Origin of the sequence: Abiotrophia defectiva ATCC 49176, assembly GCF_000160075.2 — a bacterium.
Taxonomy (GTDB): Bacteria; Bacillota; Bacilli; order Lactobacillales; family Aerococcaceae; genus Abiotrophia; species Abiotrophia defectiva.
Genome location: NZ_KI535340.1, coordinates 650,711 through 663,362 on the forward strand (window position 1 = coordinate 650,711; position 12,652 = coordinate 663,362).

General features: G+C 42.1%; 12 protein-coding genes. 1 reads left to right on the top strand and 11 read right to left on the bottom strand.

From position 1 onward, the window contains the following. Positions 1-52: 52 nt before the first annotated feature. From GCWU000182_RS02900 to GCWU000182_RS02945, 11 genes are all read right to left on the bottom strand, one after another. Positions 53-952: a DUF7916 family protein gene (locus GCWU000182_RS02900; protein WP_023391248.1), complete on the bottom strand. Its 900-nt coding sequence runs from the start codon at positions 950-952 to the stop codon at positions 53-55. Between the two features lie 406 nt (positions 953-1,358). After that, a complete protein-coding gene (locus GCWU000182_RS02905) occupies positions 1,359-2,201 on the bottom strand; it encodes a MurR/RpiR family transcriptional regulator (RefSeq protein ID WP_023391249.1) in 843 nt (280 codons plus the stop codon). A 220-nt stretch (positions 2,202-2,421) separates the two neighbouring features. Beyond that, entirely contained in the window at positions 2,422-3,213 is a 792-nt protein-coding gene (locus tag GCWU000182_RS02910) for a hypothetical protein (protein ID WP_035363960.1), read from the bottom strand. 108 nt (positions 3,214-3,321) lie between these two features. Beyond that, positions 3,322-4,548, bottom strand: a complete 1,227-nt coding sequence (locus GCWU000182_RS02915) for a hypothetical protein (protein ID WP_023391251.1) — start codon at positions 4,546-4,548, stop codon at positions 3,322-3,324. A 212-nt stretch (positions 4,549-4,760) separates the two neighbouring features. Further along, the gene (locus GCWU000182_RS02920; RefSeq protein ID WP_023391252.1) at positions 4,761-5,195 is read right to left on the bottom strand and encodes a hypothetical protein; all 435 of its coding nucleotides are present in this window, start codon (positions 5,193-5,195) and stop codon (positions 4,761-4,763) included. Positions 5,196-5,261: 66 nt separating this feature from the next. Beyond that, a complete protein-coding gene (locus tag GCWU000182_RS02925) occupies positions 5,262-5,663 on the bottom strand; it encodes a hypothetical protein (RefSeq protein ID WP_023391253.1) in 402 nt (133 codons plus the stop codon). Continuing rightward, positions 5,635-5,814, bottom strand: coding sequence for a hypothetical protein (locus tag GCWU000182_RS10145; protein WP_023391254.1), 180 nt, complete (start codon positions 5,812-5,814; stop codon positions 5,635-5,637). The genes GCWU000182_RS02925 and GCWU000182_RS10145 overlap by 29 nt, the downstream gene beginning before the upstream one ends. A 304-nt stretch (positions 5,815-6,118) precedes the next feature. Next, positions 6,119-8,458: an alpha-galactosidase gene (locus GCWU000182_RS02930; protein ID WP_023391255.1), complete on the bottom strand. Its 2,340-nt coding sequence runs from the start codon at positions 8,456-8,458 to the stop codon at positions 6,119-6,121. A 12-nt stretch (positions 8,459-8,470) separates the two neighbouring features. After that, positions 8,471-9,298, bottom strand: a complete 828-nt coding sequence (locus GCWU000182_RS02935; RefSeq protein ID WP_023391256.1) for a carbohydrate ABC transporter permease — start codon at positions 9,296-9,298, stop codon at positions 8,471-8,473. A gap of 2 nt (positions 9,299-9,300) precedes the next feature. After that, entirely contained in the window at positions 9,301-10,197 is an 897-nt protein-coding gene (locus tag GCWU000182_RS02940; protein ID WP_023391257.1) for a carbohydrate ABC transporter permease, read from the bottom strand. A 101-nt stretch (positions 10,198-10,298) separates the two neighbouring features. Next, positions 10,299-11,561, bottom strand: a complete 1,263-nt coding sequence (locus GCWU000182_RS02945) for an ABC transporter substrate-binding protein (RefSeq protein ID WP_051372918.1) — start codon at positions 11,559-11,561, stop codon at positions 10,299-10,301. A 207-nt stretch (positions 11,562-11,768) separates the two neighbouring features. On the opposite strand from GCWU000182_RS02945, the gene GCWU000182_RS02950 reads away from it, so the two are divergent. Next, positions 11,769-12,602 carry an AraC family transcriptional regulator gene (locus tag GCWU000182_RS02950; protein ID WP_023391259.1) on the top strand — a complete coding sequence of 278 codons (834 nt, stop codon included), beginning with the start codon at positions 11,769-11,771 and terminating at the stop codon, positions 12,600-12,602. Positions 12,603-12,652 lie beyond the last annotated feature (50 nt).

Consider the following 12,652-nt stretch of genomic DNA (forward strand, 5'->3'; position numbering starts at 1 on the left):
AGCGGACCTTCTACTGAAGCTAGTAGAAGGTCCGCTCTTTTTATTGCCTTAATTAGCGGTTAATGGAACGCGCAATCATAGAAATGGTATGCCGTTGGCCGCGAATCGCCTTACTGAGGGCAAAAATATTCTCCACTGGAGCCAAACAGCCGTAACCGGAGTCCCCAATGTGCTGGATGTCTACCCCACAAATCTTATTGCGGATAGCCATCTGCTTAATGGTGTCCGTATCCGAACTTTCTTGGCTAGTTCCGATGGCGCTCATGACTAGGGCACCTGCTTGATGGGCCCGCTGAACAATGGCCTTGAGATCGGCCTCATCGAAGCCTGGCACACTGCCTACAGCCGGCGCCAAAATAATATCGGCTCCAGCCTCAATGAATTGGCTGACCGCTTCTAAGTCGGCAACAGGCTCGTCAACCCCTGCCCCATGCATCTTACCCGCAATCACTAAGCCCGAGAAGTGCTGCTTAGTCAGCCTAATGGCTGACGCAATGGTCTTATTGGTCACACCGGTCCCGGGATTCCCAGTCAAACAGATAAAATCAACACCTAGCGCTTGAGCCGCTTGTAAGGAAGCTTCATTAAGCTGGCGACCCGTCACCAATTCCTGACGTTCTTCATTCATCTGGGCGCTAGCATCAACAGGTTCCAGATTAACCCCAATTGGCCGTCCTACTAGGCGATGGAGCTCTGCGACAAAATTAGGGACATTTGGATCGATGGCTGATATGACCGGATTTAATAAATCCACCCCGTTAAGCAAAATCAGGTCCGCCCCAAAAGCGCGAGCCATCTCCGAGTTGGTAATATCCCCAATGTAGGACTCCTTAAAGCCCACATTCTCCGACAAAATCACTCGACCTTCACTAGCCTTAATACTCTGCTTTAGTTCTGCTGCTGACATGGCCAGAATTTCCGACGTGTTGGCACTAATCAAACGTTTCACCATGTGAATCCTTCTTTCTTTTTGACAATAATAAAGATAAGACTAACCTTTGATTACGCCCTTTTGTTTACATTTTGTTATTAATTAGTATAGCATGATTCTTCGGATATGTAAACGGTTTATAACCTAGGGGCGCCTCGCTACAACATTAACTATATTAGTTCAATTTTATACCACGAGTTCGGGTTAACCCGAACTCCCAATAAAATCGTGACCAATTAAGAAAGTTATATTCTATACCCTATTCACTTATTATACAGGCATTAGTCGAAATAGATTTTCTTCAAAACGCCTTTTAAAAAATCTGCTGAATTGACTTTAAAATCTGCAAATCATTAGGAGGTCAAGCGCCTAGTTAATCCACTCTATCTGGACAAAAAAGGTTGGGTCTAAACCCAACCTTTTTGCTTTAATCAATTTTTCGAATCATTTTCCGGGTCTTAACTAGGTGTTCCTTGGTTGCATGGAATTGGCGTTGTGCCACACCATAGTAGAGTAGGTCTGTCACAATTAAGGAGCCATCTCGAGAAGTTACGGAGCCTAGACGGATTTCCTTTTCGTCCCGAGGAATGAAGAGGCAGACGTCGGCTAAACTTGCGAGCGGTGCCTTGAGATTGTGGCCGGTAATGGCGATAATCTTAGCCCCTTGCTCCTTAGCCAAATAAGCCATTTGGTTAACGGTATGCGTATTACCGCTATAGCTGACAACTAACACCACATCTCCTGGCATACAGTGCGCCATCTGTGCCATCAGCACATGGGTGTCGCGGTCATAAGTAACTGGGCGATTAATCCGCGTCAATTTGTGAACCAAGTCCATGCAGACGATCCCACTACCCCCAATCCCACAGAGGAAGAGACGATGGGCACTGGCCATCATGTCAATGGCTTGAGCTAGGACAGCTTCATCAATGAGTTCATAGGTTCGACGTAGATTCTGTTCCAAAATGGTCTGGGTCTTATGCAACAAGGCCCCTAGCGTATCCCTTGGATCCAAGAAAAGATCTACTTCTGGCATCTCTTCATCGGTGCGATCTTGGGCCAAATCCAACTTCAAGGCAGGTAAACCCTTATAGCCCATCTTCTTAGCAAAACGAGTCCAAGCTGCCCCTGATGTACCTGAAGCCCAACCCAATTCTAGCGTATTCATCTCCAAGACTTCATGACGGTGTTCCAAAATATAACGGCCAATCATTTGCTCGGTTGCGGTCATGGATTCCAAGGCACTCTTAATCTTGGTAATACAACTCATTGCTTTCACTCCTTTATCCTTATCAATTTATATACCACTCTCATACTGGGTCTCCCCAGCCCATTTCGCCTACAGTATAGCATACTTAAGCCCTTACGACAACTGAGTTTCACCTAATTGTTTATAACAAAGAAACAAAGTTTCATTGTTTAGCAAAAGAAAACAGGCTCTATGAACCTGTTCTTAGCTGACGATGCTTTTTGATTTATTAGTAGATATTTTACTTCACTTTGCTAACTAGCCAGGCGCTTTGCGCCGACAAATAGGCAAAAGGCAAGTACAAGACCAGGCTTCGCCAATAAGCAGGTCCGACACCCACGCCACCTCGCATCATGAGCCAATAGAGAAAAGGATAGCAAAAGAGCAGAAGATTAACTCCTACAAGTCCAAGATAAAGCCGCCAGGTCTGGCCATGACGAGCTACTGTCGCTAGAATCGCGCTCAAGACTAAGAGGCCATTGAGAAGCGCTGCCTCACGCCAATCCAAATTGTTAAAGCCAAAACGCAAATTATTCAATAAAGGGACTAGGAAATAGAGCAACATCCCTGTCTGTAAGTAAGCCAAGCCCAACTGATGACGTCCCAAGGCCACTTGCTTCTTATTTCGAACCCCTTCTGATTTAGGCCAAGCTTGGGCGAAGTTCTTAAGGCGATGACTCCAAATTAGTGAAGCCAGGAAGAAGACCCCTGACCGAATCATCAAGTCGACTTCGTAGGCAGTCCTTAGTTTTGTGCTTCCTTGCCCTGGCACAAGCAGCCCCATCAGCAGACGCCCCCAGAGCACAACCAGCCCCAGCCATTCCAAGCGATAGGCCCATCTCATGGTGGATCCAAATTGGTATAACCAAGCCAACCAGGTGACTGCCATAGCTAGTAGCCAGGCAGCAAAAGGCAAGTTAATGAAGTCCCAGTTAAAGATGTTCTGATAAATCCATAAACCGGCCAAAACCTTGAAGACTAAAAATAAAGCAAAGGCGCGTTCTTGGCCTGCTTTGTCTACTATGGGTTCCATGGCAGTCCCTCCTTTCTTTTCTTTTATTATAACAGAGTCCCCAAAATGCGTCATTAACCGACTAGCCAAAAAAAGTGCGGAGTCTCCCGCACTTTCTAAAAACAGCTCTTAATTCTTATCTGGCACAAAAGCAAGCCAGTCTGCATCTAGAAACCAACCGTTAGGGATGGCCTGACTGTCTGTTTCATGATAGCCTACTTGTCCACGAAGAGTTAGGACTCCCTGCCAACTGCTGATAGCGTGTGGGACTTTTCCCTGAACACGCACCCGCAGAACTTTAGCTGAGGCTCCCCCACCAGTAGACTGACTGAAAGTAAACCAGTAAGCATCTCCTACTTGTCCTAAAAAGCCCTTCTCATCGATAATCATTCGACATTCAATCGATTGGTCTTTTAAGTTCTCTGCTTGGGTCAATACTTGGTCTAAATCTTGTAACTGATAGGCTTCTTCCCCTTGGTAATGGGAAGTCACGCCAAAGACATAGTCTTGAACACCCGCTTTAAGCTTACGTAAGAAAAATAAGGGGAGTGTCGGTAGCCCTATCAAGAGTAGAGCAGATAAGCCCAGGCTATAGATAACATTTGCTAATATCTCGGAATCTCTCGCCTGATTAAGAAATTGAAAAATCATCGCCCCTATCACCAAAAGAGCGATTCTATAAACGATAAGAAACAAGATAGCCATTAGGAGATAAACTAGATCTAAGTTCCAGGCTCTCTTGAGCAAGTCCGGGCGATGATGGCGGTAACCCCACCAAGCTAAGTAGGTAGTAGCAAGACATAAGATTATAACTAATAGGTAAAGGGGCTCATGAGAATAATTCAGGTGTAAGATGAGCATCTGCCATCCTTTAATGAAGAGATAGCCTAAAAACACACGATTAAGTGCCTTATTCCCCTCAGTTGGAACTAGCTTTAATTGATTTCCTTGCTTATTCAATTGGCGTCCGACCAAGAATTGCTGATAGGCACAATAAACCATAGGAACTACTGATACAAAGAGTTTTGGGATGAGATTTGATAAAGCGATAAGTGGCGAAAAGGCCAATAAGCTTTGAAAATTGAAACTTAGCAAGGTATAGATGACAATACCGGCATTGACCGCGCTAGCTAGATAATGACACCAGGCTTGCTTTGACTTATAACCTAACCAAGTCAGTACTAGTGGTAATAAAAAGATTGCTTCTTCTAACAATAAGTGCCCTAAAATAGTCTGACTTAACCAACTAAATATGGCAGAACCAAAAAGAATGGGGCTAAGCCGGAATAAAAGATAAACCAGTTGGCATTCCAGCAACCAACGTTGCTGATTAGATACTGACCTGTTAACTTGCATATGTTTTCCTCCTCTTAGGGATATTCAATCTTACTGGCTTTGCCTAGTTAGAACTAGCTAGGCAAGACCGCACTGTATGTAGACTGCGGTAGCTCTAATAAAAAGTGACTAGCACAACAGATAGAATTCTTAAAACGGAATTATCATGAAACCTTCGAAATCAGCTTGGTGATCCTTCTTGTTTTCTTCTGTCATTAGGCTCCCTACTAATCTTACGATTGCCGCTCGTATCTCTTAGTTTCCAGTTCATGTAACCAAACAGCCCTTGCTTCTTCGAAACGGTTATTGGCGCCTAGGAGTACTAGCCAGATTATGATAGGGATAATCAATAGTATCAGGATAAGGCCTTGGCTTGCCCATAAAATATATGGGAAAAATAAGATTCCAAGCACCCCTAAGCCTACTTCTAGACTGGTCAAAACTAAATCCAGTTGGTAGCCTCTTTTGAAGATTGTCGCATCATGATCTTTCCACGCAATCATCAACCAATAGAAAGCCAATAGGCGCCCAACATATACAAACCCAAGTACAAATGCGAACGACATTAAATCTAAGCCTGTTATCAACGTTAATACTCGCAAAACAGTGTACAAGGTCATGTAAAGGTTAAACTTGGACTGGCGCCCCTTTTTACTCTCGTCAATCAATGCATGTGCCTCCTTAACTTACAATTAAGCTTATATTACTAGTCCATAACTAAACAGCCAATCTGACTAGTCTGAATCAAAACGGCGCTTGGCTCCAAATAAAACGAGCCAGATAACGATTGGAACCACAAATACCAAAGGCATATGCCAGGATGATATTAATGCTCCAAGCGCATATGGCCATATTATTAAGAATCCTAATAACCAAGGTAAAAGTTCAATCCCAGTCAGTATCGTATCTATCAGAAAGCCTGCCTTGAAATGGATATCCTTATTGCCTATCCAACCTCTCATTAACAAATAGAAAGCTAGTAGCCTACCAAAATAGATAGTCGCAAAAAGTGGAACAAAGGGATGAAAAGTGAATAAAAGATGTCCTGTCATAAAAGTCAGGATTCTCATGATAGTATACCAAAACATAAAATCATAAAAGTGCGGTTTATGATGATGCTTCTTTTTCTCTGACATTAGGACTACCTCCTACTTTTCCGTCTGGGTATCGGTTTAAGTTAACTAGCATAATAATACCAGTCACAAAAGTAATGACTCTTAAAGCGGTATAAATAGACATGTATCTTTCAAAGCCTGGTTGGTGGCTTTGCTTGACTTCTTCTGTCATTATCCTTACCTCACAGTCTGCCCTAAAAAAACCTCGTGCCGTTAAGACTTTAATTAATAGACTATTAATATGTCATCATTATACCAAAGTTCTCAAAGCTTGGTAAAGCTTTCGCTTCATTCCTTCTCACTAGATTTAACCCTATACACCCGATGAAAACCTGATAAATCAACATTTTAACTATTCACATCTTGTATCTTGTCAATTTTCTGCTGACTTTTGGATGTTGAATGTTTCGTCCATCAAAACACCCCTTAAAAATAATAACCGAGGCTAAATTCATTTTAATTTAGCCTCGGTTAAATTATTTTATAGCCTCTACATAGAAGAGCCTACCTACAAAATCCTTCGTTACTTGAGGGTAGAGATAAAAACCTGCCTTCATTAACTCTGCACCACTTGCTTCAAATGATTGGAAGCCTGACTCTACTCCACTGTTATTAGAATTTGAGTCATCACATGCCGAGTCAGTTAAAGACATAGCTTCAGCTTCTGGACCTCCTTCTTCTTTTGAAAGGGTGGCACCCCAAGCGCCTTCGCCTAGTACTTGGGTCACACGATATTGACATTCTGATTTCAGACCTTCTAGTTTAAGTACTTGCAATGGCTGCGAAGCCTTTCTTAATACTTGGAAGACCATGACCATAGATTCTGTCTGAGAATCATTGGTCAAACTCCAAGCAGTAAGGTTCCCATCATCTTCAAAAGGGCTAAGTAAACGATGGAAAGTCCCTTGTTGGAAAAGAGTCCGATGGTTTTTATAGAATGCAACTTGGTCCTTTATTTCGGATTGCTCAGATTTTGTTAGCTTAGTAAAATCTAGCTCATAGCCAAATGCTCCATAGAAAGCAACTGCCGCTCGTGATGCTAGCGGTGTCTTACGCCCAGTTTGGTGATTTGGCACAGCTGAGACGTGTGCCCCCATAGCATTAGTAGGTACCATAAGAGAAGTTCCATACTGAATTTTCAATCTAGCTACCGCATCCGAATTATCACTAGTCCATACTTGCGGCATATAAGCTAATATCCCTAAATCAAAGCGCCCGCCACCACCAGAACAACTTTCAAAGAGTATTTCTGGATATCGAGAAGTAATACGTGACATTAAGGCATAAACCCCTAGCATATACCGATGAGCTATCTCTCCCTGTTGATCATAAGGAAAAGCACTTGAATAAACTTCACTTAAATGTCGATTCATATCCCATTTAATATAATTCAATCCAGTATGCTCGATAACAGCTACCATTTGATGGTATATATGGTCTTGTACATCCGAACGAGACATATCTAGAACATATTGATTTCTACCATAGGACTTAGCACGTCCTGGTGTATGGAGAGCAAAGTCAGGGTGTTGCCGATAGAGCTCAGAATCTTCTGAGATCATCTCAGGTTCAAACCAAAGTCCAAACTGCATCCCTTTACTATGAACGTAATCCGCTAAACCTTTAAGTCCATGAGGCAGCTTAGTCTTATATTCAAACCAGTCGCCCAATGACGAATCGTCCCAATCTCGTTTGCCAAACCACCCATCATCCAAAACAAAAAGCTCAACACCTAAATCTGAAGCTGAGTCCACCATTGCATGCAGACGTTCTTCAGTAAAGGCAAAATAGGTACCTTCCCAATTATTAATAAGTACAGGACGTTCTTTATCTCGGAAGCGAGCTGGGATGAGATGGTTTTTAAGGAAATGATGGAATGCTTGTGACATACCATTTAAGCCATCTTCACTATAAGCGAGCACAACTTGTGGTGTAGCAAATTCTTGGTCGGGCTCTACTTTCCAGTGGAAACCTGTCGATTGGATCCCTGCTTGTAATCGGATTTGTTGATAGGGGTCCTGTTCTACACTAAGCTCGTGGCTACCGCTATATACCAACTGAACCCCTAGGGCAACCCCTTGATTTTCCGTTGTGTTTGGAGATACCAAAGCCATAAACGGAGTTTGTTGATGACTACTCGTCCCCCGCTTACTATCATATACCTTACGACCTCGGTGTACGGCTTCTCTCTCGAGCATTCTTTCGCGTCCCCAAGCACCATTCAGTTGAATGATTTCAGATGGACGAGGTGATAGATCTAAACTAAAACTAGCCATACGCTCTATCGTTACCGGTTCTGCACTTTCATTTCGGAAGACTGCCCAACGAGTAATAATCGGATGATTCCTGAAAACTGTATAGTAGAGATCTACAAACCATGAGTGGATTGGATCGCCCAAACGAACTTTCAGCGTTTCAGCCAGCTCACTTGAATCGACATAAGCATGCGGTAGCCCCTCTATAGATGAGGCCCCCTTTATAATTTCATATGACTGATATCTAAAATCTGTCACACTACTTCCGTCCATTTGCCGTAAGATTAAAGCCGGGTGACGATAATCGCCATGATTATATCCTGGAAATTCCTGTAAGATATTTCCTAATGACCAATCTCGTTTAGTCTTTTGATTTTGATCAACAAAGTCAACTTCAAAGTCCCTATGAATGACTGGGTAAGACAAGTAGTTAGAATATCGTGGTAATCGTGAGCCAAAATAGCAATGACTTAACACACCATATTCATCAACTTTCATAACATAAGAAATTTGATCATTTTGAAGATGAAAGGTCTTATTTTTGTCGTTGTAATGTATCATCTAAACCCCTCCTTATAATTTGCTACCAGTTGTTGCAATACCTTGAATAAATTGTCGTTGGAAGAAGACATAAATTAGCGCCATTGGCCATATTGCAAGTACTGATGCGGCCATCAAATGCGGATAGTTGACTGTGTAGGCGCCTTGTATCTTGGATAAAGCAGATGAAAGGGTCGCTTTATCTACCTGTGGATTAATGATTAGTGGCCACATTAAATCCTTAAAAGCAAATAGCGCTGTGAAGATACCTAAGGCAACCAGACCAGATTTTGCCAATGGTAGCATGATGGAAAAGAATATTTGTCCCACATTGGCCCCATCAAGAATGGCAGATTCTTCTAAGGATCGTGGTAGTCCCATAAAGAACTGTCTCAAGAGAAAAGTACCGAATGCTGAGACAATCCCAGGGAAAACAAGCGCAAAAATCGTGTTACGCATGCCCATAGCATCTACCATCAGGTATTGCGGAATAATGAAAATTTGAGAGGGAATCATCATTTGGAAAAGCACCAATCCAAATAACAAATCTCTGCCTGGAAATTGCAGTCGAGCAAAGGCATAGGCTGCCATCGCTGAAAATAGCAAGCCACATACTAGTCTAAAAAACATCATAGCTAGTGTATTAAAATATAGGACTGCGAAGTTATTATCTCGAATTACTTGCGTATAATTCTCAAAATGCCACTGGCTGGGCCAGAAGACAAATGGATCTAATTGAGTAGATTCCGTTACCGTCTTGAAGGAGGTCAGAACCATCCATAAGAAGGGTAACAACATAGATAGAGCTACTAGAATCAAAAATACATGAACTAGACCTTTTGATACCATCGGTTTTGACATAATTATCCCTCCATATAATTAACCCATTTCTTCTGGAGCCGAACTTGAATCACGGTAATTAGCATAATAATCGCCAATAACAATATGACAATAGTCGATCCATAGCCTTTATCACTATACTTAAAGGTATTATTATAGAAAAGGTAAACTAAAGAAACTGTTGAGTCATAGGCTGGACTGGTATTAAGTATCATCATATAGATAGTATCGAACACCTGTAAAGATGAAATAATACTTGTTACCAAAACAAAGAATATCTGTGGTGACAAGAGCGGTAAGGTAATCGAAAATAACTTTTTAATGGGCGTTGCTCCATCCATTGTGGCTGCTTCGTAATAATCTTTAGGGATTTCTTGTAACCCGGCTAACAAAAGTATCATGTTGTAACCAATACTTCCCCAAATGCCGATGATGGCAACAGAGTACATAGCAAATTGCGGATCATCAATCCAGGCAATCGGGCCAACTCCAAAATAACCTAATACATGGTTTATTAAACCAAACTGGGTATTATAGAGCCATTTCCATACCATGGTAATAGCGGCCGGCGCTGCAACCATAGGCAAGAAGTAAACTGAGCGATAGAAATTTCGCCCTTTAATTTTACTATTCAGAATAACCGCTAGAATTAAGGAAATAACGATAGTCGGTGGAACGACAAGTAGCATATAGCGTAAAGTGTTCCACGTTGCTTGCCAGACTTGGGGATCCGAAAATAACTTCGCATAATTTTTAAGGCCAATAAATTTATCGCCCTTTCCAAATGCGCCTGACTTATGAAAGCTCAAATAAAAGGTTTGAAAAATTGGAATGATATTGAGAATAAGGAGCCCCAGAATAGTCGGCGCAACAAAGCCATATGCCCATATCCAATCTTTCTTCTTAAACGAGTTTGTCATTGATTTCACCGCCTTGCTTGCCTTTATAATATCTTCATATCTGAAGAGCGGGGCTACCTAACCTTTCAAGATAGCCCCACACAAACATTACTTATTAAGCACTACTCTTCCTCTTCTATAAGCTCGTTCATAGCTTTAGCTGCTTCTTCTGCAGCTTCTTTCACTGGTTTTTCACCTAGATATGCTGGCTTAAGAATTTCATATACTTTTTCTTCCCATTTTGTGGTTTCGTGTGTATATGGACGGATTTGAGCATCTTTGATCTCTTCTATGTATGACTTAAGGTTAAATTGCTTGTTAGTATCCACCCAAACATCAGAAGCACCTTCATAGGCGGAGATTGCAACCCCTAGTTTGGAGGCCTTTTCTTGTACCTCTTTGCTGGACAGATAATTAACAAATTTCCAAGCCGCTTCTTTATGCTCTGTCTTAGCAGAGATAGCATTTGCTAAACCATTATAAATAGATACTCTCTTACCATCTTTGCTAGGCAATGGCACTACATCCACCTTATCTTTAAGACTTTCATTACTGATAATGCTCCCAATCCGCCATGAACCAAAGAGAGCCATCGCTGCCTTATCATTAGCGAAATAATCCATGGCATCGCCAGTAGTTGGACTTAGGCCTTCTCGTCCAAAACTGAAATAATATTCTAACGCTTCAACTGTCTTTGGATCCGTGTAGCCAGACTTATTGTCAGATGTTAAAGCAGTCCCACCATTGGTATACATAAAATTATAAAAGCCTTCTTGGTTTGCTAGCATTGTAGCAATACCATAAATTTCCTTATCCTTATTAGTTAATTTCTTTGCGGCTTCTTTTAAATCATCCCAGGTCCACTTATCAGTCGGATAGGCAACACCCGCTTCATCAAATAACTTCTTGTTATACCATAATGCGATAGTGTCAAAGTCTTTTGGAATACCATACTGATGACCGTTGACCTTATAAATATCAACCAGACCTTGAGGGAATTTGCTAAGATCTAAGTTAGATTCCTTGATTAAATCATCCAGTGGCAACAATTGATCATTAGCACCGTATTTATAGATTTCATTTGAATGCATCCAGAATACATCAGGTAGTGATCCACCTGTCGCAGCAGCCTCTAACATTGTCCAATAGCCTTCCCATCCTGTTACCTGGATATCAACCTTGATATCAGGATTAGCTTTTTCAAAATCGTCTGCAATCTGTCTCAACCCCGGCTCTTGGCGTGAGTCCCAAATACCGTAAGTAATTGTTGTCTGCCCTTGTGCGGCCACAGAATCATGTACAAATAGTGTTGGAGTTACTACACCCAATACCAATAATAGGCTGAATATAAAGCTTGGCCAACGACGTTTATGTGCTGATAACATGATGAACACTCCTTATTTATTTGATATTTAAATTATACACTGGTAGATAGCGGTTTCATATCTTATAATGCCTAGTTTTTTATTTAAGAATGACGCATCATGTACGTACAACATATATTTTGTCTCTTTTCAACATATCTAAATTGACTATCTAAGCTAACTAGCATTATAATAGTATTATAACTTCTATCAGACGAGGTGATATCCATGTCCGAGCAAGAGTTTTACGTTTTCCATAATATATCTTCTGTTGACCTCTACCCCATTCAGTTTGGCAAGGAGAAGTGTGACCCCTGGCATCATTATGGGCCAACCCTGACCCATAATTACCTCTTCCACTACATCCTGTCGGGGCGGGGGAGCTTTCTTGAGAATGAGAGACACGAGGCCATTCAACTGGGACCAGGCCAAGGCTTTCTCATGCCTCCTAACACGGTTTGTTCCTATACGGCTGACCAAGACGATCCCTGGACCTATTGCTGGATTGAGTTCAATGGACTTAAGGCTGCTAATTTCATGCGCCAAGCAGGTTTGAATGCTAACAACCTAATCTTTACACCTCATAAGCCCATGATTATCTCTAGTATCAAAGACACTCTAGAGACCATCATCCGCAACCACTCCCAGCATGAGTCCTTTCTGATTGCCCAGCTCTATCTCTTAGTTGATCATCTGATTCGCTTTTCCAAGCACAGTCCTCAGCAGCGTCCTAACGAGATTCACTCCTTCTATATTCGAGAGGCTATCCACTATATCCAGGACCACTATATGGACAATCCCAGCGTCGATCAACTGGCAGACATCTGCCACCTCAACCGCAACTATTTCACCCGACTCTTCAAACAAGAGCTCCACATGACACCTTCGCAGTTTATCTTGACCTATCGTATCAACCAATCCTGCGAGCTCTTGGCCTCAACTAATCGTTCCATTCGCGACATTGCCGATCAAATTGGCTACAGCAATCAGTTCAACTTTTCTTCGGCCTTCAAACGTGTCAAGGGAATGACACCTATGGAATGGCGTCGGCGCTATCGTTAGCCGAGGGGTATGATGGCATACAAAAATCCGCACTCAATCAGTGCGGATTT